Raw genomic sequence first — 22,413 nt, forward strand, 5'->3', positions numbered from 1 at the left:
CCGGTGGCGGGGGGGGCCGCCCCCCGCTCCCCCCCCCCGGTCGGCGGCCCCCGCCCTCCCCCACCGCCCGCGCCGCGGGGGCGGCCGGGTGGCCGGGGGGGGGGGGGGCCCCCCCCCCCACGACCCGGACGGCGAGTCGGTCGCGCTGGTGCAGGTCAAGGGCGACCGGGTGACGTTCTCGCTGACGTGGAAGGGACTCGTGCCCAGCCTCGGGCACATCCACGAGGGGGCCGCGGGGCAGAACGGCGCGGTGAAGGTGCCGCTGTTCGGCAGCGCCATGCCCTCCAGCGTCCACTCCGCCGCCGGCCAGGTGGCCGTCAGCGACGCGGCGCTCGCGGAGCGCCTGCGGACCGCCCCCGCCGGTTTCTACGTCAACCTGCACAGTGCCGAATTCCCCGGCGGTGCGGTGCGCGGCCAGCTGGAGCCGCTGGGCCGCCCCGTCAACCCGTTCTCGATACTCAAGGGCGGCAAGCTCCGCGCCCTGTCCAACGGCGCCCAGGAGATTCCGAAGACCGACACCTCCAAGGTGGGTGACCCCGACGGCTTCGCCGCCACCTTCCTCCAGCCGTCGGGTACGGACGTCGACTACTCGCTCGCGTGGGTCGACATCAAGAGCCCGACGCTGGGGCACATCCACCGCGGACCGTTCGGCAAGAACGGCGACGTCGTCTTCAACCTGCTCGACAGGCCGGTGCCCGACGGCATCTTCGCCGTTTCGGGCCGGCTGGCCGGGCAGAAGGCCGAGGACGTCCGCGGACTGCAGGAGAACCCCCGCGACTACTACTCCAACATCCACACCTCGGAGTTCCCCGACGGCGCGGTCCGCGGCCAGCTGTTCCGCTGACCCCGCACCACGTCGCACCGCGCCACGTCACACCGCACCACGTCACGACACCGCCGAGGGCGGCGGCGGGCCGGATGAAGCTATCCGCCGCCGCCCCCGCGCGGACCGTCCTCTTCCTCCGGCGGCCAGCGGGGGGTCGCCCTCCCCGGCGCCAGCCGTGCCACCACTTCCGTCAGCTCCTGGCACGCCCGTTCGATCCCGAGGCGGATGGCGTTCTGCTCGGTGACGAGCGCCGACAGCAGCAACGAGGTCAGTGCCGCGCTGCCGTTCAGTGCCTGGAGGTTGGCCATGGCTTCGACCAGCGTGTGGTGGGCGAAGGGACCGCGCTGGTCGATCGCCGCCGCGTTCGCCATCACGGACACGATCAGCATGCAGGGCGCGCTCCCCTCCAGCTGGAAGCGCAGGGCGGCCCAGATGAGGAGCGGGAAGACGAGGAAGAGCAGCGCCAGGTGGCTCCTGGTCGCCAGGTAGGTGACGGCGAGGGCCGAGACCAGCAGGGCGGCCGCTTCGGCCCACCGGTACGCGCCCATGGGCAGGCTCGCCTCGCGCAGGACCAGGAGCAGCGGCGTGATCACGAGCACGCCCATGGCGTCGCCCGCCCACCACGTCCACCACACGGTCCAGAATCCGCCCTGCGGCAGGCTGTCGGCGAGGACCAGCGCCCAGGCTCCGACGGTGGCGCTGATCAGCATCGGAATCAGGCCGCCCAGGAAGACCAGGGCCACACCGTCGCGGAACCGGTCGAGCGCGACGTGGAAGCCGACCCGTCGGAGCATCAGCCAGGCGCAAATGGGGGCGAGGGTGTTGCCCGCCGCGATCGCGAGGCCGACGAGGTCGATCGGGCTGATCGACTGGATGACGAGGCAGGCCCCGAGTGCGATGCCCGGCCAGACGCGGATTCCCATCCAGAGCAGGCAGGCGAGGGCGATTCCCGTGGGCGGCCACAGGGGCGTGACGGTCGCGCCCTCGACCACCACCTCCTGCAGCAGACCGACGCGTCCGCCCGCGAAGTAGGCGGCGGCGACGGCAAGGATCCGGAGCACCGCCAGGCACAGACGTCGGAAGGCCTCGGTGCGCATCACTTCATCAGACAACAGCACGGGCCCGTCGGCGGAGCGTGACACGCGCTACGGCGCCGCCCGCGTCATCCGGTCCGGGTCCGAACGGCCTCATGGCGCAGCACGAGCACCGCCGCGTCGTCCTGGTGGCCGGTGGAATCGGCGACCTTCATCACCTCGGTGGCGAGCTCGCCCGGATCCGCGCCGGCCCCCGCCCTGACCGCTTCTGCCACCCGCTCCAGACCCGCTTCGATCGGGAACGACGGCCCCTCGACCACTCCGTCGGTGACCAGGACGAACGAACCTTCCGTCTCCAGCCTGCGCCGGGTCACGGCGTACTCCGAGCCGGGCAGCATGCCCAGCGGCAGGCCGCCCTCGTCCTCCACGATGCCGTACTCGCCGTCGACCGTGGCCCAGATCCCGGGCACGTGGCCGGCGCGGGCACTCTGGATCTCCCGGGTGGCGGGGTCGAAGCGCAGGAATGTGCAGGTGGCGAAGAGATCGCGGTCCACGGAGAGGAGCAGATCATTGGCCCGGCTGAGCACCTCACCCGGGTCGGCGGCGGCAGCGGCCACCGCACGCACGGCGATGCGTACCTGCCCCATGAAGGCGGCCGCCTCGACGTCGTGGCCTTCCACGTCACCTATGGAGAACCCCAGAGCGCCGCCGGGCAGCTCGAAGCCGTCGTACCAGTCGCCGCCTATGCTCAGGCCGTGCCGGGCGGGCGCGTACCGGGCCGCCGTGCGCAGCCCCGGCGCGCCGGGGAGCGCCGCCGGAAGGATCTCCCGCTGCAGCGCTTCGGCCAGCTCCACCCGAGCCTGGTGGAACTCGGCCCCTGCCCGCGCCTGGGCCGTGAGCCGCCCGAGTCTGGTCAGCAAGTCGTCCGCGGTCACCGACCGCGTGGACTTATGGGAGGTCATGGACCGCTCCGGGGTACGCCCACATCAGGGCCTGGCACAAAAATCCACGTTCATCATATTTCGAAGAGCCGATGACCACATCACGAGCGCGCCCGCCGGGTCCTCACCGCCCCCGGTCGCCCCCGCCGGTCACGGGAGTCGTTTTCCAACACCGCCACGCCCACCGACTCTCCGGGCCCCACGAAGTCCGGCCCCTCCCCCGCGGGCCCGACCTCGCCGTCCCCCTCCCCGTCCCCCTCCCCGGCCCCCTCCGCGGACACCCGGGTGACGGGTTCCGGCGGCGGGCCGACGACGCCGTCCACCTCCGGCTCGGCACCCGCCCCCACGGCCACGGACCCTGCGGAAGCGCCGAACGGCCTGTTCCGGATGGCGAACGTCAGCACCAACGGGTGTCTGGCCATTCCGCTCGGAAGCACCACCGCCTCGGACGGCCTGGTCCAGGCCGGCTGCGACATGATCGCGGAGCAGCAGTGGTACCTCACCCGGGAGTCGAGCGGCCCGGACGGCCCGGTCTACTCGGTCCGCAACCGGTACAGCGGCCTGTGCCTGTCCGTCGACTCGGGCAAAACCGCCGACGACGCCCGCGTCACCCACTTCTTGTGCGGCGACCGAGCGGGGCTCTACCGCGACCAGTTCTGGAAGCTGTCCTACCGTGGCACCTCCCGGGCCTGGCAGCTGATCAACGTCAACAGCGGCAAGTGCATCGCGTCACGAGCGGGCGGCAAGGACGACGAACCGATGGTCCAGCAGGACTGCCGCGACGGCGCCTGGCTCATGTGGACGACCGTCTGATTCCGACGAGGAGCTGGACGAGGCTGCCGCCGAACCCGCACCCGCATCCCGCTAGACTTGCAGAATTCTGCAATTCATGAGTTATGGAGGGAGCAGCAGTCATGACGGACGGCCGGCCCGAGAAGGACGCGACGGCGGAGCACGAGAACTGGAAGGCGAAGGGCGTCGCACTGCGCGCCTTCTTCTACATCTGTGGAACCCACGTGTTCGCCGCGTTCATCTGGCTGCTCTTCTACCTGGGCGAGCACGCCCAGAAATGAGGAACGGCCGCCTCCCGGTGTCCGGCCGGCCCGCTCCGGCACCGGTCCCGCGCCCCCGTACGTGTAGGTGTACGTGCACATGTACGTGCGCGTGCGCGACACCGCCGGATCCGGAAGGGACGCCCCGTGCCGTCCCTTCCGGGTCACCGGGTGCCCGGGGTCAGCGGGTCTGGACGGACATGCTGGTCGCTCCGATGCCCCTGGGGCACTCGGCCTTGTTGTAGCCCCAACGCCAGGCCGCGCTGCCGTACGTACGGCCGTTCGCGCACTTCACGTAGACCTTGACGTCCACTCCGGAACAGCTGGCATGGGCTCGGCCGCGATCGGTGTAGTCGATCCACTTGGAGCAGGCGGCGGCCTGCGAGCCACTGCCGGCACCTGTGGGGGCCGCGGTGGCCACCACAGGGAGCACGAGCCCGGACAGGGCCAGTCCGGCTGTCGCCGCGGTCACGGCGAGGATCTTCTTCATCTGTGTCTCCGCTCTGCCGTCGAGGCCGGGTCGCCTCGGACGGCGGCAACTCTCGCCAGGCGCCGAGGCCGCGGCAAGGCCGTCCCGGCGTTCCCCCTGCGTCCCGGACGGCGGGACGCTGTCCGGCCTGGTCGGACGACCGTCCCGGACATCGGCGCGATCTGGTCTTGGAGGCCGTGGGGCGGTCCGGCAAGAGTTACCCACGACGTCGCCGGAGCCGGTCGGGAGGGACGCGTGGACATCATTACCCCGGAGCACCAACCACCACGGCCGCCGGCCGACCCGGTCACGGCGGCCGGGTACGTCGCCGCGCTGCGCGCGCTGAAGGAGCACAGCGGCCTGAGCCTGCGGCAGTTGGAGGCGGAGGCGGCACGGCTCGGGCTGCAGCTGTCACGGAGCACGGTGGCCGGTGTGCTGGCACGCGACACGGCGCCGCGGGAGGACGTGGTGGTCGCGTTGCTCCGGGTGTGTCTGGCCGACCGGGACGAGGCGGTCGGCGAATGGCTCGCCGCGTACCGCGCGTTGGAGGACACGCCCCCTGCGACCGACCGGCCGGGCCCCCTGCCGGGATGGTGGCGCCGCCACCTGCGCCTGGTCTGGGGCGCCGCGGTTCTGCTGCTCGTGGCGGCCGCCCTGCTGCTCACCGGCGCGCTGGTACGAGGGCAGGCCGGTGCGGATGCGGCCGGGACCCGGAGGGACGGCCCCGGGCGCGCCCCGGGAACCCCGGGTGTCACGGACGCGGCGGTCGCGGCAGGACCGGTACGGATCCGGGCGAGCCGCTCGGGGCTGTGCCTGTCCGAACTCGCCGACGGGGACGGCTCCCTGTACCTCGATATGTGCGCGGCGGCGTTCCCGCCGATGTCCCTGGTACCGGGAGCCTCCGGCACGTACCGCATCCAGACCGATCACCCGGTCGCGGGCATCGGCTGCATGGGAATCGTCAACGCGTCCAAGGAAGCCGGTGCGCGGGCCGGGGACGACTACTGCACCCCGCACGACTGGATCGAGTTCCGCATCGAGGCGGTGCCCGAGGCCGCGGGCCGGCAGTTCCGGATCCTGCCGACGCACACCGGCATGTGCCTGACCGTGGCACAGGACGCCGTGCGGCTGCGCACACCGGTCCAGCAGTCGCCGTGTACGGCGCGGGACGCGGAGGGGCAGCGCTTCCTCATCGAGCCGGTCACCTGAGGACTACCCGGCCCCGGCTCCGGCGGGTGCCGGCCGCCGGAGCAGGTAGACACCGGCGGTCGAGACCAGTACGGCCATGCAGGCGATGAACACCAGCCCCGCTCCCTCCAGGCCCATCGGACCCACCAGTACCCCCACGCCGATCACCGGCACCGAGATGCCCGCGTACGCCACCACGAACAGCGTCGAGATCACCGCGGCACGCTGGTCCGCCGGGGACGCCCCGGCCACCGCGGACAGCGCCCCGCGAAACGCCAACCCCTGCCCGGCCCCCCCGACGACCGCGCTCAGCACCACCAGGGCCAGCAGGTCCCACCGCAGCGCGCCCGCGAGCAGCGCCAGCCCGGCGAAGAGCCCGGCGCAGCCGAGCGGTAGCGACCGCCCCACGCCGACCCGGCCGACCATCAGCTGCCCGGCGGTCGACGCGAAGAAGGCCAGCGCGACGACCAGCCCGGTCACGGCGTGGTTGTCGACGCCCAGGGACTGCGAGAGGAACGCCGGGCTGACCGACGTGAACACCCCGAACAGCGCGAAGCCCACGAACGAGGCGATCGCCGCGGGTACGAACACCGCCCGCACCTGAGCGGGCAGCCCGGGCCGCTGGGGCCGTACGGTGCTCACCGGCCGCCGCTCCCGTACGGTCTCCGGAAGCCGCAGCAGAACGGCGGCCGACCCCGCCACCAGTGCGAGGTGCAGGGCGAAGGGCAGGTACAGCGGCCAGGGCGCGTACTGGGCGAGCACCCCGGCGATCAGCGGACCACAGCCCAGCCCGCCCATGTTGGCGGCGGTCGCCACGAACGTGGCCCGGGCGGCGCCGCCGGACGGCGCCAGCTCCATCACGTAAGCCGTGGCGGCCCCGGTGAACAGGCCGGCGGAGAGTCCCGACAGCAGCCGCCCCGCGTACAGCCAGCCCAGCCCGGTGGCACACAGGAAGCAGGCGGCGCTCGCCGCCGCGCATCCCAGCCCGGCCAGCAGCACCGGCCGCCTGCCCACGGCGTCCGAGGCGTTGCCCGCCAGCAGGAGTACGCCGATGACCCCGAAGGCGTACACGGCGTACACGACGGTCACCGTCAGCTCGGAGAACCCGAACTTCTCCTGGTAGAGCCCGTAGAGCGGGGTCGGCAGCGTGGTGCCGGCCATGCACACGGCGAACACCGCACCGGCGAGCACGCACCGGCTCCACCCGCGGCGAACCACTTCGGCCGGAGGGGGCGTCGACGACACCGGCCCAGGACCCTCGCTCATCAGCGCTCACTTCCTCACAGAACGCCGACCATAACCCCCGGCAGGTGACGAAACGGTCACGCACCGCCACACTCAGGGCAGCAGAATCGTTGAGCCACGTATGCACGAGTCGACGTTCGCCGCGAAGGACAGAGCCAGGATCCCCCGACCGCCCGGGCCGGCCCCGGCCGAGTCCGGATCACCGATCTACGACCGGCTGGTACGCGAATGGCGGCGCGCCGGCCGTACGGTACCCAGGCCGACGGGCCCGGCCGGGTGGAAATGGGCCGACGACCAGGACTGGTTCGGGCGGGCCTGACCACGAAGCCGACTCGGTCACGAGGACGGCTCCGGTGCCTGGCTTGAACTCCACCCCCAGGAATGAGACGCCCGCCACCCCGCGCCGGTTTGGGCTCCGGCGCCGCCCCGGATTCAGTAGCGTGTGGGGCCCCTGAGCAGCGGATCACGGGTAGCAGGAGGCGGTCATGCTGGGTGGAACGGTCGCCGTGGTCGGTGGAAGCATCGCGGGCTGCGCACTGGCCACGGCGGCGGCGCGGGCAGGCGCCGGTGAGGTCGTGGTCCTGGAGCGCACGCGCGGGCGGCTCGCGGACCGGGGCGTGGGGCTGTGCATCAACAACGAGCGGGCCGGTGAGCTCGGCGCGAGCGGGGCGCTGCCCGAGGGGATCGCGGCGCACCGGCTGGAGCGGCGGCGCTGGGTGGTCCGGGACCCCGCGCAGGCGGGTGGGCGGGTGATCTGGGAGCAGCCGTTCCCGTTCCACTCCTACCACTGGGGCCTGCTCTGGCGCGGGTTGCGGGACTCGGTGCCGGATGCGGTGGTCTACCGGCAGGGCGAGACGGTCACGGGCGTGACCGGGACCGGGACCGGTCATGCCGAGGTGCGGCTCGCGGGCGGCCGCGTCGAGTCGTACGACCTCGTCGTCGGCGCGGACGGGTACCGCTCCGTGGTCCGCGAGGCGGTCTGTCCCGAATCCCGGCCGCACTACGCCGGGTACGTGTGCTGGCGGGGGAACTTCGACGCCGCGCGGCTGGCGGAGACCGGCGGCGGTGCGGACTCGGCGCCGGACGCGGTCACCACCGTCTGCTTCCCCGGCGGTACGTGCGTCATCTACCGCATCCCCGGGCCGGACGGGCCACGCGTGAACTGGGTGCTCTACGCCCCGCCGCCGCCGGACGGACAGCTGCGCTTCGACGACCCCACGAGCTTCCCGCCGGGCGCCCTGACCCCCGGACTGGCCGGGCAGCTCCATGCGTTGCTCGACCGGGAGTTCCCGCCGTACTGGGGGCGCGCGCTCGCGCTGACGGACCCGGCGGACACCTTCGTCCAGCCCATCTACGACCTGGAGACCGCGCGTACCACCGCGGGCCGGCTGCTGCTCGTAGGGGACGCGGCCAGCGTCGTACGCCCGCACAACACGAGCGGCGCCGCCAAGGCCCTGCAGGACGCCACCGCCGTCGCCGGTATCTGGCGCCGCTGCGACTCCTTCGAGGAACTTCTGCGCGGCTATCAGGACGCCCGCGGTGCGGCCGGACGGGAACTGGTCGCGCTGGCCCGCCGGCTCGGCCGCGCCCAGGTCGAACGGACCCCGGCCTGGGCGGCCATGCATCCGCGCGACATGCAGACCTGGTGGCAGGGGCAGCTCGGCGGCGCCCCCGGCATCGGCGGCCAGGCCATGACCCCTCCCGGCAGCTCCTGACCCGCCGTCAGCGGTCGCTCGGTGCGCGGTGCAGGAGTTCCAGCCGCTGCTGCGCCATGTGCAGGTACTTGGGGTCGACCGACGGCAGCGAGCGCAGCAGGTCCATCAGTTCGGTGCCGGCTTCGCGGACCTCCGCCCCGTCCTTCAGCTGCGTCCAGCAGTACAGGGCGCCGGCGGCCGCCGCGTGGACTTCGGCCGCGTCCGGGGGCTGGTAGGCCAACCGGGTCCGGCCGACGCCGGTCCACAGCCGGGTCGCCAGCCGGAAGTCACCCGCCATACGGGCGAGATCGGCGCGGATCTCCACCCACTGGACCGACTCGGGCGAGGTGAACCCGTACGCCCGCGAGGCGTGCTGCTCCCACGCCTGCGCGAGTGTGGCGGCTTCCGCGTGGCGGCCCGATGTGGCCAGGGCGTGGATGTGCGGCCGCGGGTCCTGGACGGCCTCGGGCGGCGGCGCGGCCGACGGCGGACCGGGTACTGCTTCCTGCTGCCCGACCGGAACGGTGTGGTGGGGCGCACCGTCAGCGGTGCGGTCCGGGGCCGGACCCGGATGCCGCGCCGGAACCGGGTCCTGGGCCGGCACTCCGAGCTCGCGCGCGGTGGGCAGGACGAGGGCCCCCGGCGGCAGCGCGGCGGCGCCCACCGCGAGGACGTGCAACTGGAGGTTGGCCGGCCGGGAGGGGCTGCAGCGGAGCTGGTCGATCCAGTGCCGCGTATAGCTGCTGACGACGTTCCCGCCGCCGGCGAAGCCGGGCGGTGAGACCACTCCGTACACCTCGGTGGAGGGGGCGGCGGGCAGACTCCCGTACTCCTGCAACAGCGGCCACGCATCCTTGTCCGCCGCGAGGTCGAGCAGCACGGTGGTCAGCCCGGGAGGCCGGCCGCCCAGCTCCGCGCCCAGCCAGTCCCAGGGCAGCGCCGTGTAGCGGACCGAGGCGGCCGTCGTCCCCGCAAGGGCGAGGTGGAGCCGGCGGCTTCGGCGGTCGACCGTGAGCCGGCCCGACAGATAGACCAGCAGCGGTCCCTGTGTGGCGGCGGCCGTACGCAGTCTCGTCAGCGCTGTGTTCGGGTCCCGGACCCCGTCCAGATACGTCGTGTCGCTGGGGATCCCGCTGTTCAGGAGAGCGGAGACGGGCACCACCCCGAGCGCCGCCAAGTTCGCACTGGGCGCCACCTGAACACTGCGGCGACGCACGGCGACGTCCCCCGCGACGAGAAGTACATGCCCCCGCTGCTGCGTCGGCCCGATGATGTGCATGAACAGACCGTACTCACATCCTCCGGTTCCCGGAGCCGCACCCCGGACCGTCGCCCGCGTTCACAGCCGGGCGACGGCCTCCACGAAGCGCTCGACGCCGCCCTCGGCCTCCGTCAGGAAGAGATTGGGCTCGATCAGCTCCAGCTCCATCACCACCGGGGACCCGTCACCGGCCAGTGCGAGGTCGACCCGCGCGTACAACAGCGGGCCGCCCGCCGGGACGGCCACCGTGGCGAGCGCCGCGGCGGCGACTGCCAGTTCGGCCGTGTCGGGGGTGTGCCCGGCCACGCCGGGGTGGGGTACGCGCGCGTTGTCGACGCGGCCGGTGTCCGTGAGTACCGGTCCCTTGCGCATCGCGTGGCTGAACCGGCCTCCGAGGAAGACCAGCGCCCGTTCGCCGTCGACGATCCGCTCCATGTACGGCTGGACCATCGCCGTCTCCCCGCCCTCGTGCAGCAGCCGTACGTGTGCCTCGGCCGCGTCCCGCTGCGCGACCGTGTACCGGGCGCTGTTCCGGGCGCCGGCCGACACCGACGGCTTCACGACGATCTCGCCGTCCTCCGGCAGCCGGACGGCTTCGCCGGGTGCGATGAAACGGGTCGGCACCGTCGGGACCCCGGCGGCCGCGAGCTCCGCGAGGTACGTCTTGTCACTGTTCCAGCGCACCACCTCGGCGGGGCTGTGCAACGAGGTCACCGCGCCGACGCGGTCGGCCCACGCCAGGAACTGCGCCAGCCGGTCCGTGTACTCCCAGGTGGACCGGATGACCACGGCGTCCTGCGCGGCCCAGTCGAATCCGGGGTCGTCCCAGCCGACCGCCACCGCGTCGATCCCCCGCGCGCGCAGCGCCGCCACGAGCACCGGCAGCTCCGCGTCCATCTCCCTGCCGACCTCGTCGGTGGCCAGTGCCACCCTCTTCACGGCCGAGCGGCCCGCTGCCGGATCCGCAGCCGGACCTGTACCTGTACGCGTCACACGTCACCCCTCCCGAACGGTCTGAGCCGCCACCCTACGGAACCCCGCCCGGGGCGCCTGCAGGGCCGGTGCCCCGCTCCGGTGCCATGCTGGGATGGAGACACGGAGGCAGCCATGGGGTTCTACGCCGACCAGGTCCTGCCGCGGTTCATCGACGCCGTCTGCGGGCTCAAGATGGCCCGGCCGCTGAGGCGCCGGGTCTGCGTGGGCCTGACGGGTGACGTCGTGGAGATCGGCTTCGGTTCGGGCCACAACGTCCCCTTCTACCCGCAGGCCGTGACCCGCGTGTCCGCGGTCGAGCCGTCCGACGTCGGGTGGAAGCTCGCCGCCCGCCGCGTCGGGGCTGCGCGGGTACTGGTGCGGCGGGCCGGACTGGACGGCCAGTCCCTGCCCTTCGAGGACGACAGCTTCGACACCGCCCTGTCCACCTGGACGCTGTGCACCATCCCCGACGCCGACGCGGCCCTGCGTGAGCTGCGGCGCGTCCTCAAGCCGGGCGGAACCCTGCATTTCCTCGAACACGGGCTCGCCCCGGCACAGGACGAGAACGTACGCAGCTGGCAGCGACGGATCGAACCGGTGTACAAGCACGTCTTCGGGGGATGTCACCTCACCCGCCCGGTCGTCGACATGCTGACCGGCGCGGGGTTCCGGATCGAGGAACTCGACGTCTTCTACGAGGAAGGCGCTCCCAAGGTGCTGGCCGCGGACTCCCTGGGCGTCGCCCTGTCTCCCTGAGTCAGCTGACCCAGGCACCCGTCTGGGTCTGGACGGCCGAGCCGTCCAGGTCGGCGAGCTTGGCGGAGACGAACTCGCGGGCCCAGTCGGAGGTCTGCACGCGGAAGGCGGGCTTCTCGGCGGTCAGCGCTTCGATGATCGGGGCGGCCGCCTCGGCGGAAGTCTGGGCCTGGGTGAAGGTCTTCATGGTGCGGTCGATGTACGAGCCGAGGGCCGGGGCGTACGGGCCGGCGGCGGCGAGCATCGCCGGTACGTCCACACCCACGCTGGCGACGAACTCGCTGGCCACCGCGCCGGGTTCGATCACGGTGACGTCGACGCCGACGGTCGCGGCGACCGGGGCGAGCGACTCCATGAAGCCCTCGACCGCGAACTTGGCCGCGCAGTAGGCCTCGTTGAACGGCTGGCCGATCACACCGCCGACGCTGGTGACGGTGATCACGCGGCCCTTCGAGGCGCGCAGGTGCGGCATGGCGGCGCGGGTGACCTCCACGACGCCGAAGAAGTTCACCTCCATGGTCGCGCGGACGTCGTCCATCGTGCCCTGCTCGATCGTGCCGACCCGGCCGGCACCCGCGTTGTTGACCACCGCGTCGAGACGGCCGTACTCGGAGAGCACCTCCTCCAGGCAGTCGGTGACGGAGCCGGCGTCGACCACGTCCAGGCGCTTGACCGCGACGCGGTCGGCGACGCCCGCCTCGGCGGCCGCGCGGCGGAGCGGGTCGGCCTTGCCGGTGTCTCGCATGGTCGCGATGACCTGCCAGCCGGCCTGCGCGGCCGCGACCGCGGCGGCGAGGCCGATCCCGGAGGACGTGCCGGTGATCAGGACGGTCTTGGGGGTCGTGCTCATGAGGGTCTCCAGACAGCAGGGCGAGAATTTATGTGCGTGCACACACACCATAGAGATATGTGCGCGCACACGCAAACGGGTACCCTTCACCCATGGCCCGTACCGACCTCACCATGGGTGACCTCACCTCCCGCGATCATGCCTTCTACGGTCTGATCTGGGCGGGCACCACGCTCTCCGCCCGGATCGACCAGGCCCTGTCACGGGCCCACGGCCTGCCGCTGTCCTGGTTCGAGGTGATGCTCTGGCTGAACGGTCAGAGCGAGCCGGTCGCCGCCTCCGACCTGGGGGCCAAGACCCTGCTCAGCCGCAGCCAGGTCTCGCGCGTGATCGACCAGCTCCAGGCCCGCGGCCTGGTGGAGCGGCTCCCCTCCCCCACCGACGCCCGTTCCGTGTGCGTCGCGCTCACCGCCGACGGCCGCGAAACCTTCGCCCGGGCCGACGCCACCCGGCGCGAGGCCCTGCGGGAGGTCTTCGACGACCGGCTGGACGACGCGGACATCCAGGCGCTGGAAACCGTATGGGCCAAGCTCAAGGGCCGTGCGGTACCACCCGCCACGGGTCGGTGACGCACCGGGCCCGCGCCCGCTCCCGCGGTGGACGGCCGGGCCACCAGGGCACAGGCTGGAGGCCGACTGCGTCAGGAGGAGACCCCATGCCCGACGAAGAACCCCGCACCGAACTGGACGAGCGCTACAGCGACGAGCGGGCGAAGGCCGTGCCGTGGTCGCAGGCCGTCACCCGGCTGTCCGAGGCGGAGCTGTACTGGCTGACGACCGTACGCCCGGACGCGCGGCCGCACGTCACCCCGCTGATCGGCGTCTGGGCGGACGGCGCGCTGCACTTCTGCACGGGCCCGGAGGAACGCAAGGCCAAGAACCTCCGGGGCAACGCGCACGTCGTCCTGACCACCGGATGCAACGCCCTCCACGAGGGCTTCGACCTGGTCGTCGAAGGCGAGGCGGCCCGCGTGACCGACTCCGGCCGGCTGCGCGAGCTCGCCGCCGCCTGGGAGGCGAAGTACGGCGCCGAATGGCATTTCGAGGTGGGTGACGGCGTGTTCGTCATTCCCGAAGCGGGCGAGGCCCTGGTCTTCTCGGTTCCCCCGCGCACGGCTTTCGGCTTCGGCAAGGGCGGCTACAGCCAGACGCGCTGGCTCTTCTCCTGACCCACGGCCCCTGGGGCCGCGCCCGGAAAAGATCTTGCTCCGGCCCCGTGAGACGTATTACGGTCGCTCACGTGACTGCCGGGTCGGCCATGGGCCATACACGAGTGGGACTCCCGGCCTCCGCGTGAGCGCGAGGCGGGCACGAGCCCCGCCACTTCTCCACGTCTTCGCTTCCCGCGCCCCGCGTGGGGCGCCCCGTTCCAGACGGATTCCAAAGACCCGGAGAAACCTCACCGATGTCGTACGACCAGCAGTACTCGCACCAATTCGAGCCCACGGCGGTGACCGCCGTCCAGCTGAACCACGTCGCCGTGTACGCCGCCGACCGGCACCTGTCGGCCGAGTTCATCGCCGCGATCCTGGGGCTGGAGGTCGGCCGCCCCTTCGGGCCGTTCCTGCCCGTCGACCTCGGAAACGGCGTGACGATCGACTACTACGAGATGCGCGACGAGCCGATCCAGTCGCAGCACTACGCGTTCCTCGTGCCCGACGCGCAGTTCGACTCCATGATCGCCAGGCTGGAGGCGGTCGGCGTCACCTACTACGCCGATCCGAGCCACACCGAACCCGGACGGACCAACCACCTGTTCGGCGGTCGTGGCGCGTACTTCGCCGACCCGGACGGCCACAACATGGAGATCATGACGCGGCCGTACGTGCGCCCGTAGGGCCGCGGACACCCACGCGGGCTCCCCCGGCGGCCGGCCTGCTGGCGGGAGCTGCCGGCGGCCTGCCGGGGGCCTGCTCACTCCCTGTGATCGCACGGCGATGCGGTCTCGGCGTCCGGCCCTCATGATGAAGCTGTGGGGCGGCCTGCCGAAGGGAGCGAAATGCACGCGGAGAGGTACCAGCTGGTGATCCCCGATGGCGACGCGGACGGCCAGGACGTGGTGGTCGTGACCCGTACGGACCGCAGTGGCCCCGGCGGGCATCCCGTCTACTCCGACGAGACCGGCATCGTCCAGGCGGAGATCAGCGACCAGGGCGAAGTCCGCATGCTCCCGTCGAGCAGTCAGCAAGTACCCGCCCACGGGGTCCAGGCCCACCCGCTGCCGGACTGACGGCCAGGGCCGTCGGTCCGGGCCCGGCCCCCGGCGTTCTCGCAGGGCCGGGCCGCGGCTCGGGGCCGCCGTCGGCTCCCTGTACGCTCGGTGGATGGCGAAGTACTTCGACGTGCACCCCGAAAATCCCCAGCCGCGCACCATCGGCAATGTCGCGGACAGCATCCGCTCCGGCGCACTCGTCGCCTACCCCACGGACTCGTGCTTCGCGCTGGGCTGCCAGGTGGGCAACCGCGACGGCATGGCCCGGATCCGGTCGATCCGGAATCTCGACGACCGGCACCACTTCACCCTCGTGTGCCAGAACTTCGCGCAGCTGGGCCAGTTCGTGTACCTCGACAACGACGTGTTCCGCGCGATCAAGGCGGCGACACCGGGCCCGTACACCTTCATCCTCCGCGCGACTGGCGAGGTACCCCGCCAGCTGCTCCACCCGAAGAAGAAGACGGTCGGAGTCCGGATTCCCGACCACGTCGTCACTCAGGCCCTGCTCGCCGAACTCGGTGAGCCCCTGCTCTCCAGCACCCTGCTGCTGCCCGACGAGGACGAGCCCATGACGCAGGGCTGGGAGATCAAGGAACGGCTCGAGCACCTGGTGGACGCCGTGCTCGACTCGGGTGACTGCGGGACCAAGCCCACCACCGTCATCGACTTCTCCAGCGGCGAGGCCGAGATCGTGCGCCCGGGGGCGGGCGACACCTCGCGCTTCGAGTAGGCGACCCCGGCGTCCCGGCGGCCTCGTTCCTGGTCGGCGGGTCGGCCGGTCGATCGGGATCATGGCAGAGTGGGCCGGATGACGACGACGCACACTCCGGCCCACAGCGATTTCCTTGCGGCGAAGGCGCTCGTCTACGACCCGTGCGGGTTCAGCTGCTCGCCGCCGGTCCCCGAACCCGAGAGCGCCGCGTACGCCGCCTGCGAGTTCACCCTTGACGGCCGCTCCGTACGGTTCCGCGCGGCCAGGACGACACCGACCAAGGTCGGCCAGTTCGTCACCGTGTGGAAGAGGTCCCCGGGCGGCCCGATCCAGCCCTTCGACGCGGCGGATCCCATCGACCTCTTCGTCATCGCCACCCGCGACCAGGATCATTCCGGCCAGTTCGTCTTCCCGTCGGAGGTGCTCCGCCGACGGGGCGTCGTCTCCACGGACGGCTCCGGCGGTAAGCGGGCCTTCCGTGTCTACCCGCCCTGGGTGACCACTGCCAACCGCCAGGCCGACGCCGCGCAGGCATGGCAGGTGGAGCACTTCCTGAGCCTCGACGGGCCCGTGGACACGGCCCGCGCCCGGGAGCTCTACCGGGCCCGCGACTGACCTCCGGCCCTGCCGGCCCGGCGAACCGGCCCGGCGAACCGGTCCGGCCTCGCGGTCAGTGCTCGTAGTTCGTGAGGACGCAGCCCTCGACCTGGGACTTCTCCAGCCGGTAGCCGGCCGGGGCACTGAAGCCGGGCTCACAGTTCAAGTAGAGGAACTGCAACTGGTAGAGGCCGTGCCGGATTGCCCGGCTGTTGGTCTCCACGGCGATGTTCTCGCCGACCAGGAGCCTGCTGGCGGTCGCCTTGAGACGGCCGTCGTCCTTCAGATCGGCCTGCTGGGCGGCCTTCGCCTTGAGCTGCAGGGTCTTCATGTCACGGACGACATCAAGCCAGTTCAGGTTGTGGGCGCGCCGCTCCCCCGCCGCCTCACCGCACACGGCGCGTTCCTTGACGCCCCATCCGAGCGGGTCACCGTCCACGACCGGAAGGTAGTCGATCGACTTGACGGCGACGGCATCGGGAGCGGTGGACATGTTCGTGCAGTCGACGGTGTGCGGGTGGACCAGTTTCTTCAGCTCGTCGAGGCTGCCGGCCCGGGGCAGGCCGAGGCTGCCCTGCGCCGGCTGGCCCGGCTTCTCGGACCCCGCGGCCGCCGGGTCCTCCTGCGGGGTCTCGAAGTTCGGGCTGCCGCTGCCGTCCGCACTCCCGACGAAGTCGCTGAGCACGCAGCCGTCGACCAGTGCCTTCTCCTTCTTGTACCCCTTGGGCACGCCGAAGGTCGGGTTGCAGGTGAGGATGCGCAGGTCCGACCGGGCGAGGGCGAGGGCCGTCTTGGTCCCGGTCGGGGTGACGGCGTAGTTCTTGCCGACGAACACCCGGCTGTTCAGGCCGTACGTCGCCTTGCCGGCCGCGATCTGCTCCATGACGCGCTGCTTGTAGCCCGCCTGGAACTCCTTCATGTCCGAGGCCATGTAGAAGATGATCTCGCCGTGCTCGACGCGGTCGCTGCACACTCCCCGCTCGGTCACGGACCATTTCCCGACCGTCGTGAGGTCGGTCAGCGGCAGTCGGCTGTCGTCCGCCTGCGTGCCCATGTTCTCGCACGACGCGTACCGCTGGACGTACTTCTGCGCTTCGGCCAGGGACGTCGGCGCTGCTTCCGGGGCGCCGGCGATTGCTGTCGGTACCGCGTCCGCGGCGGCGGGCTTGGCATCCTCGCAGGCGGTGAGTGCGGGGAGGGAAGCGAAGAGGGCGGTCACGGCGAGGGTCCGCTTGATGCGCATGTGCTGCTTTCGTCGACGACGGGCACCAGAAAGGGCTCTGGCGTGCACATGCTAGGCCGCAGCGCTGAATTCGATCAAAGCCGGCGGACCCCTCGACGGCCTCATGTCCCCCGGAGACGAACGGTGTTCACCGCTCAGCGGCGGAACGCCGCCTCCGCTCCCGCGATGACGGTGCCGACCGAGCAGGTGAGCATGACGGCTCGCAACTTGCCGGCGTAGGCGCAGGTGAGAGCGGACTGGAGCCGCTCCAGCAGCCCCTCCCGCCCGTGCTCCGGCACGGTGTCGGGGGCGCCGGCGCCGAGTGGACGCGCGCAGCGGGCGCAGTGGGCGAGGTCACCGTCGGTGCCGGTGTCCGTGCCGGTGTCGTCGAGCCAGTAGGCGCCGTCGAGCACCGCATACGTCTCGTGGATGGCTTCCATGCCTCTGCAACTGCTGCGGGAACCAGTCGGGTACGAGCCGGCGGACGGTCGCAACCGAATCGGTATCAGCCACGTCTCAGGCGGCGGCTGTGGCGATCTTGCCCGAAGGCGGAGGCTAGCCGGTGCGGGCCGCCGACACCTGGTCGATGCGCAGGGCCAGTTGGAGTTCCAGGGCCCGCTCCGGGCGCTGCCAGTCCCGTCCGAGCAGGCGGCCTATGCGGTCAAGGCGCTGGACCACCGTGTTGATGTGGACGTGGAGTTCCACGCTGGTCTTGGCCTGGCTCATGCCGAGCGCGAAATAGGTGCGCAGGGTGCGGGTGAGGTCGGTGCCGCGCTTCGCGTCGTAGTCGAGCAGCGGGCCCAGGGTCTGGTGTACGTAGCCGCCCAGGTCCGTCCGGTCGCCGAGCAGCAGGCCGACGAAGCCCAGGTCGGCCAGGGCGGCCCCGGTCCCCCGGTGGCCGAGGGCGTGCAGGGCGGCCAGGCAGTGGCGCGCTTCCGCGTGCGCATCGGCGAAGTCGGGCGGGCCGGTCACCGGGCGGCCCGCCGCCCCCACGGTGACCGGGACGGCCACGGCCTGGCGCAGCTCGGCGGCGAGCGCGGCCGCGCTCGTACTGGGGTCCTCCGAGGGGCAGATGAGGACCACGTCGTCCTGGTGCTGGCCGGCCAGCCCCTTGCGCGCCTGCGCGGTACGGGCGGCAGCGGCCAGCAGCCGCGGGCGGGGGACGGCGTCCGCGTGGAGGACGAACACCGCGTGCGGTCGGCCGAGGTCCACGCCGAGCCGGCGGGCGCGGGCCGACAGCCCGGCGGGGTCGGCGGCGCGGCCCAGCAGGTCGCCCAGCAGTTCGCCGCGTACGCGGTCCTCGGTTTCGGCGACCGAACGGCGCAGGAGCAGGAGCAGGGCGGTGACGACGCTGGCCCGTTCGAAGAGCCGTCGGTCCGCGTCGCTGAGGTCGGGGCGGCCGGTGAGGGCGATGCTGCCGAGGAGTTCGGGTCCGGCGAGGACCGCGCACACCCAGGTGCCCTGGACGGGAACGGCGCGGCCACCCGCCCGGGAGGTCGCCACGGCCTGGGGCGGCGGGGGTTGCGGGTCCGCGCCCGCCCGGGCGAGTTCGGTTCCGTCCGCGTCGTGGATGAGCATGCCGCCCTGCAGGACGGTGCCGATGGCGGTGGCCACTTCGGTGATGCCCGCTCCGCGCAGTACCAGGTCGGTCAGCCGGTCGTGGGCGTCCTCGGCCCGCCTCATGGCCTGGTTGTGGGCCTCGATCGTCTGGGAGGCCGCGTTGAGGTCGACCAGCGCGGTACGCGTTTCCTCCAGGAGCCGGGCGCTGTCGATGGCGATGGCGGCGTGGTCGGCGAGGGAGGCGAGCAGGGCGACCTCGTCCGGAGTGAAGGCACGGGCCGTCCGGTCGGCCGCGTAGAGGACGCCGATCACCCGGGTGCCCAGGCGCAGCGGGACACCGAGGATGGCCCGTAGTCCCTCTTCGGCGACGGCGCTGTCGATGGTGGCGGTGTGCTTGAAGCGCGGGTCGTCGCGGTAGTCGCCGGTGGTGTACGGGCGGGCCGTCTCGGCGACCAGCCCGCCCAGGCCTTCCCCCATGCCCAGTCGTACCTGCTGGAAGGCGGCGGAGACCGAGCCGTCGGTCACCCGCATGTAGGTGTCGCCGGCCTCGTCGTCGTTGAGGGACAGGTAGGTGACGTCCGTGCCGAGGAGGAGTTTGGCCCGGTGGACGATGGCCCGCAGGACGGCGTCCAGGTCGCGCAGCGCCGCGAGGTCGCCGGCGGTGTCGAAGAGGGCCGCCAGTTCGGCTTCGCGCCGGCGGTGCTGGCTGAGGGTGCGGCGGATGGCGAGCGCCACCTGGGTGGCCTCCGTGATCGCCCGCGTCTGCGACGCGGAGAGGTCCGCCTGCCGGGCCGCTTCGGCGGGCTGCGCGAAGTCCTCGGCCGGCGCGCCCTGCGCCAGCAGGTCCAGCAGCTGCCGCAGGGCGCTCCATGCCGCGTCGTCGCCGGGGCTCTTCACGGTGGTCGGCATCTCGGGCTTCTCCGTGCTGCTGGACGCGGGGCGTACGACGGGCCTAAGTCCGCTCGGCGGACATCGATTCGGCCCCGGCCTGACGGCGGCCGGGTACCGGAACGGGGGTCGGACTGTACGACCGGGCCAGATTACGCCCGCGTGTCTCCTTGGCGGCAAGGACGGTCCCGCTCGTGATCACCGCCGCCGCGGCCAGGTAGACCGAGATCGGCAGGGAGGAGCCGTAGTCCTCCAGCAGGGCCACCGCGATGATCGGGGCGAGGGCGCCGCCGATGATCGAGGCGAGCTGGGAGCCCATCGAGGCGCCGGAGTAGCGGACCTTGGTGTCGAACATCTCGGAGATGAAGGCCGCCTGCGGTCCGTACATCGCGCCGTGGAAGAGCAACCCGACGGTGACGGCGGCGGCGATGACCGGGAACGACCTGGAGTCGAGCATCGCGAAGAACGCGAACGCCCAGCCGGTCATCCCGACGGAGCCGATGAGCGTGACCGGACGGCGGCCGATCCGGTCCGACAGCGCTCCCCACGCCGGGATGGTGACGAAGTGGACGGCGGAACCGATCAGCACGGCGTTCAGGCCGTTGCTCTTGGACAGCCCCAGGTGGGTGGTGACGTAGACGAGCAGGAACGCGGTGAGGACGTAGTAGGAGATGTTCTCGCCGAGACGGGTTCCGACCGCGGTGAGCACTCCTCGCCAGTTCGTACGGAACACCTCCACCACGGGCGCCTTCTCCCCGGCGCCTGCAGCGGCCTGTTCCGCGGCTTTGGCCTGCGCTTCGAGGAAGAGCGGGGATTCGGACACCGACACCCGGATCCACAGGCCGATCACCACGAGCACGCCGGAGAGCAGGAACGGGACCCGCCAGCCCCATGCGAGGAAGGCCTCGTCGGACTGGACGGCGGCCAGCAGGGCGAGGACGCCGGTGGCGAGCAGGTTGCCGCCGGGAGCGCCGGCCTGGGGCCAAGAGGCCCAGAAGCCGCGGTTCTTGTCGTCGCCGTGCTCGGAGACCAACAGCACCGCCCCGCCCCACTCGCCACCGAGGGCGAAGCCCTGGACCAGGCGCAGCAGGGTGAGCAGGACCGGCGCACCGACGCCGATGCTCGCGTGGGTGGGGAGCAGGCCCATGGCGAAGGTGGCGCCGCCCATCATGAGCAGGCTGAGCACGAGCAGTTTCTTGCGGCCGACCTTGTCTCCGTAGTGGCCGAAGACCACGCCGCCGAGCGGGCGGGCCGCGAAGCCGATCGCGTAGGTGAGGAAGGCCAGGAGCGTGCCCACCAGCGGCTCGCTGCTGGGGAAGAACAGCTTGTTGAAGACGAGCGCGGCGGCGGAGCCGTAGAGGAAGAAGTCGTACCACTCGATGGTGGTGCCGATCAGGCTGGCGGCGACGATGCGCGCGAGCGATCTGGGCGGCGTAGGAGCGTGTGTTGCGGCGGCCATGGTCACCACTTCCGAGTGGGTCAGGGGACGTCGTCGTGTCGCCACACCATAGGAACCCGCAGGTCACGAGCGTATGTGGCGGGCCACCATAATTGGCCCCTCATGTATCGGTACGACCACCACACCGACGCCCTGAGGTCCACGCAGGGCCGGCCGGCATCACTGACCGAGGGGTGTCAGTTATGCCCGATGCGCCACGCTTTAACGGCACGCTGCTGACTCCCGTGCTGGTTTGGTGCTGACCTGAAAGCACCTTGTTAGCACCCCTCTCGACCTCTCCCGTGCTGGTTCGGTGCTGACTACGGAGCGTTGAACTCGGTCATTCCTGGATGCATCGGAGCCCGGAGTGCCGCACGCAGTGATGCCGCCAGCCTCACTCCGGGCTGGCGGCATCACAGTCTCGCGTCTATTGGTCAGGCCGCCTCGATCAGCACATCGAACTCCAGGGGAAGCCTCAGTTCGGTCTCCCTGGTGAGGACGGAGTCCATGAGGGTCCTCAGCCGCTCCGGGGCGTCGGGCATGATGTGCGCGTACGTCTCGTGGGTAATCCGCGGGTCCCGGTGGCCCAGCCACTCGGCCATGTCGGTGACCGGCACTCCCTTCGACAGGCCGGCCGAGGCGAAGAAGTGCCGCAGCCAGTGCGGGGTGATCTTCCTCGCGATTCCGGCAGCCTGCTTGGCCGTGCGCCAAAGACGGTCGACGAGGGAGTACATCAGGATGTTCGTGCGCCCGATGTTGGAGAACAGGTAGTCGCCGTGCAGACGGTTAACGCCCTGCTCGACACGGAACGTCCCGTACGACTGAACGTGGTCCCGGACCTTGGCTGCGAGCGTGGGGGGCAGAGGGGCCACTCTGCCCTCGTCCAGGTCACGCCACTTGAGGTGCCGGATGCAATGGGCCCGCCCCCGTCCCTTCGTGATCGCCTTCTGAACGGCGGTTCTGGGCTCTTCGTTCTCTCCGTCCTGCGTGATCTGGCGGTCCACGAAGATGAGCCCCGCATCGAAGTCGAACTGCTGGAGCGTCACGGCGCAGGCCTCGCCGATACGCAGCCCACAGCCAGCCATGAGCCACACCAGGAGCTCGTACGGCCCTGGCAGGTGGCGCTCGATCGCCTCTATCTCCTCCAGCGTCGGTAGACGGATGGTCTTCTTCGTCCTTCGTTTCACGCGCCGCCGACTGGTCCGCACGTGCTGGCAGGGTTCGACGCGACCAGCCGGTTTCCGCGATCGCGGCGGCCAGCTTCACGTTCCGCTCGTGCGCCATCGTCTACCTCGTTCAACAAAACGATCTTTGACGGGTTTGACGGCCCCGGCGGCCGTTCGGAGATACCGCTGCGATCTGATTCGCGGTTCGCTCGTGGTCAACGAAACCACCAACTGCCCGGGCCTCGGGAGGAAACAGGTGAAGACCAGCCACACCACCGGCGCCGGTGCCCCCGCATGCTCGTTCCGCAGCCTGCCGCTTGATCCT

Annotated in this window: 25 protein-coding genes; 13 read left to right on the forward strand and 12 right to left on the reverse strand. The window is 71.7% G+C overall.

Annotation, left to right across the window (positions count from 1 at the left end; translation table 11 throughout):
* Positions 1-88 precede the first annotated feature (88 nt).
* Complete coding sequence (locus ACFYOB_RS23735; RefSeq protein ID WP_388562477.1) at positions 89-844, forward strand: CHRD domain-containing protein; 756 nt, start codon at positions 89-91, stop codon at positions 842-844.
* 80 nt (positions 845-924) lie between these two features.
* On the opposite strand, the gene ACFYOB_RS23740 is transcribed toward ACFYOB_RS23735, so the two are convergent.
* Positions 925-1,926 carry an MASE1 domain-containing protein gene (locus ACFYOB_RS23740; protein WP_388562863.1) on the reverse strand — a complete coding sequence of 334 codons (1,002 nt, stop codon included), beginning with the start codon at positions 1,924-1,926 and terminating at the stop codon, positions 925-927.
* A 62-nt stretch (positions 1,927-1,988) separates the two neighbouring features.
* Positions 1,989-2,822: a PP2C family protein-serine/threonine phosphatase gene (locus ACFYOB_RS23745; RefSeq protein ID WP_388562479.1), complete on the reverse strand. Its 834-nt coding sequence runs from the start codon at positions 2,820-2,822 to the stop codon at positions 1,989-1,991.
* 264 nt (positions 2,823-3,086) lie between these two features.
* Between ACFYOB_RS23745 and ACFYOB_RS23750 the strand changes: the two genes are divergently transcribed.
* Positions 3,087-3,614: an RICIN domain-containing protein gene (locus ACFYOB_RS23750; RefSeq protein WP_388562481.1), complete on the forward strand. Its 528-nt coding sequence runs from the start codon at positions 3,087-3,089 to the stop codon at positions 3,612-3,614.
* A gap of 101 nt (positions 3,615-3,715) precedes the next feature.
* Positions 3,716-3,874, forward strand: coding sequence for a DUF6126 family protein (locus tag ACFYOB_RS23755; RefSeq protein ID WP_388562483.1), 159 nt, complete (start codon positions 3,716-3,718; stop codon positions 3,872-3,874).
* Between the two features lie 160 nt (positions 3,875-4,034).
* Here the strand turns inward: ACFYOB_RS23755 and ACFYOB_RS23760 are convergent, their stop codons facing one another.
* On the reverse strand, positions 4,035-4,343 hold the full coding sequence (locus ACFYOB_RS23760) for a hypothetical protein (protein WP_388562485.1): 309 nt from the start codon (positions 4,341-4,343) through the stop codon (positions 4,035-4,037).
* 234 nt (positions 4,344-4,577) lie between these two features.
* Here ACFYOB_RS23760 and ACFYOB_RS23765 point away from each other — a divergent pair, with 234 nt between their 5' ends.
* A complete protein-coding gene (locus ACFYOB_RS23765) occupies positions 4,578-5,531 on the forward strand; it encodes a helix-turn-helix domain-containing protein (RefSeq protein WP_388562487.1) in 954 nt (317 codons plus the stop codon).
* 3 nt (positions 5,532-5,534) lie between these two features.
* Here the strand turns inward: ACFYOB_RS23765 and ACFYOB_RS23770 are convergent, their stop codons facing one another.
* Positions 5,535-6,776, reverse strand: coding sequence for an MFS transporter (locus ACFYOB_RS23770; protein ID WP_388562489.1), 1,242 nt, complete (start codon positions 6,774-6,776; stop codon positions 5,535-5,537).
* Positions 6,777-6,876: 100 nt separating this feature from the next.
* On the opposite strand from ACFYOB_RS23770, the gene ACFYOB_RS23775 reads away from it, so the two are divergent.
* Entirely contained in the window at positions 6,877-7,074 is a 198-nt protein-coding gene (locus ACFYOB_RS23775) for a hypothetical protein (RefSeq protein ID WP_388562491.1), read from the forward strand.
* A gap of 166 nt (positions 7,075-7,240) precedes the next feature.
* Positions 7,241-8,470, forward strand: a complete 1,230-nt coding sequence (locus tag ACFYOB_RS23780) for a monooxygenase (protein ID WP_388562493.1) — start codon at positions 7,241-7,243, stop codon at positions 8,468-8,470.
* 7 nt (positions 8,471-8,477) lie between these two features.
* Here the strand turns inward: ACFYOB_RS23780 and ACFYOB_RS23785 are convergent, their stop codons facing one another.
* Together ACFYOB_RS23785 and ACFYOB_RS23790 are read right to left on the reverse strand one after the other, a co-directional pair.
* Complete coding sequence (locus tag ACFYOB_RS23785; RefSeq protein ID WP_388562495.1) at positions 8,478-9,728, reverse strand: hypothetical protein; 1,251 nt, start codon at positions 9,726-9,728, stop codon at positions 8,478-8,480.
* Positions 9,729-9,788: 60 nt separating this feature from the next.
* Positions 9,789-10,649 (reverse strand): RimK family alpha-L-glutamate ligase, encoded by an 861-nt coding sequence (locus ACFYOB_RS23790; protein WP_388562865.1) that lies wholly within the window; start codon positions 10,647-10,649, stop codon positions 9,789-9,791.
* 168 nt (positions 10,650-10,817) lie between these two features.
* Between ACFYOB_RS23790 and ACFYOB_RS23795 the strand changes: the two genes are divergently transcribed.
* Entirely contained in the window at positions 10,818-11,441 is a 624-nt protein-coding gene (locus ACFYOB_RS23795; RefSeq protein WP_388562497.1) for a class I SAM-dependent methyltransferase, read from the forward strand.
* Position 11,442: 1 nt separating this feature from the next.
* On the opposite strand, the gene ACFYOB_RS23800 is transcribed toward ACFYOB_RS23795, so the two are convergent.
* Positions 11,443-12,291 carry an SDR family NAD(P)-dependent oxidoreductase gene (locus tag ACFYOB_RS23800; RefSeq protein ID WP_388562499.1) on the reverse strand — a complete coding sequence of 283 codons (849 nt, stop codon included), beginning with the start codon at positions 12,289-12,291 and terminating at the stop codon, positions 11,443-11,445.
* A gap of 92 nt (positions 12,292-12,383) precedes the next feature.
* Here ACFYOB_RS23800 and ACFYOB_RS23805 point away from each other — a divergent pair, with 92 nt between their 5' ends.
* From ACFYOB_RS23805 to ACFYOB_RS23830, 6 genes are all read left to right on the forward strand, one after another.
* Positions 12,384-12,860: a MarR family winged helix-turn-helix transcriptional regulator gene (locus ACFYOB_RS23805; RefSeq protein WP_388562501.1), complete on the forward strand. Its 477-nt coding sequence runs from the start codon at positions 12,384-12,386 to the stop codon at positions 12,858-12,860.
* An 86-nt stretch (positions 12,861-12,946) separates the two neighbouring features.
* On the forward strand, positions 12,947-13,459 hold the full coding sequence (locus ACFYOB_RS23810) for a pyridoxamine 5'-phosphate oxidase family protein (protein ID WP_388562503.1): 513 nt from the start codon (positions 12,947-12,949) through the stop codon (positions 13,457-13,459).
* Between the two features lie 236 nt (positions 13,460-13,695).
* On the forward strand, positions 13,696-14,127 hold the full coding sequence (locus ACFYOB_RS23815; RefSeq protein ID WP_388562505.1) for a VOC family protein: 432 nt from the start codon (positions 13,696-13,698) through the stop codon (positions 14,125-14,127).
* Positions 14,128-14,289: 162 nt separating this feature from the next.
* Positions 14,290-14,520, forward strand: a complete 231-nt coding sequence (locus ACFYOB_RS23820) for a DUF6296 family protein (protein WP_388562507.1) — start codon at positions 14,290-14,292, stop codon at positions 14,518-14,520.
* Between the two features lie 94 nt (positions 14,521-14,614).
* Positions 14,615-15,235 carry an L-threonylcarbamoyladenylate synthase gene (locus ACFYOB_RS23825; protein WP_328923969.1) on the forward strand — a complete coding sequence of 207 codons (621 nt, stop codon included), beginning with the start codon at positions 14,615-14,617 and terminating at the stop codon, positions 15,233-15,235.
* 78 nt (positions 15,236-15,313) lie between these two features.
* A complete protein-coding gene (locus ACFYOB_RS23830; protein WP_388562510.1) occupies positions 15,314-15,832 on the forward strand; it encodes a MepB family protein in 519 nt (172 codons plus the stop codon).
* A gap of 55 nt (positions 15,833-15,887) precedes the next feature.
* On the opposite strand, the gene ACFYOB_RS23835 is transcribed toward ACFYOB_RS23830, so the two are convergent.
* The 5 genes from ACFYOB_RS23835 to ACFYOB_RS23855 all read right to left on the reverse strand — a co-directional run bounded on the left by ACFYOB_RS23835 (position 15,888) and on the right by ACFYOB_RS23855 (position 22,109).
* The gene (locus tag ACFYOB_RS23835) at positions 15,888-17,057 is read right to left on the reverse strand and encodes a hypothetical protein (RefSeq protein WP_388562512.1); all 1,170 of its coding nucleotides are present in this window, start codon (positions 17,055-17,057) and stop codon (positions 15,888-15,890) included.
* Between the two features lie 134 nt (positions 17,058-17,191).
* Positions 17,192-17,476: a hypothetical protein gene (locus ACFYOB_RS23840; RefSeq protein WP_388562514.1), complete on the reverse strand. Its 285-nt coding sequence runs from the start codon at positions 17,474-17,476 to the stop codon at positions 17,192-17,194.
* A gap of 115 nt (positions 17,477-17,591) precedes the next feature.
* Complete coding sequence (locus tag ACFYOB_RS23845) at positions 17,592-19,505, reverse strand: helix-turn-helix domain-containing protein (RefSeq protein WP_388562516.1); 1,914 nt, start codon at positions 19,503-19,505, stop codon at positions 17,592-17,594.
* Positions 19,506-19,548: 43 nt separating this feature from the next.
* Positions 19,549-20,943, reverse strand: coding sequence for an MFS transporter (locus ACFYOB_RS23850; protein ID WP_388562518.1), 1,395 nt, complete (start codon positions 20,941-20,943; stop codon positions 19,549-19,551).
* Positions 20,944-21,356: 413 nt separating this feature from the next.
* A complete protein-coding gene (locus ACFYOB_RS23855; protein WP_388562520.1) occupies positions 21,357-22,109 on the reverse strand; it encodes a tyrosine-type recombinase/integrase in 753 nt (250 codons plus the stop codon).
* Between the last annotated feature and the right edge of the window lie 304 nt (positions 22,110-22,413).

This window comes from Streptomyces sp. NPDC006463, from assembly GCF_042870715.1.
In the GTDB taxonomy this organism is placed as follows: Bacteria; Actinomycetota; Actinomycetes; order Streptomycetales; family Streptomycetaceae; genus Streptomyces.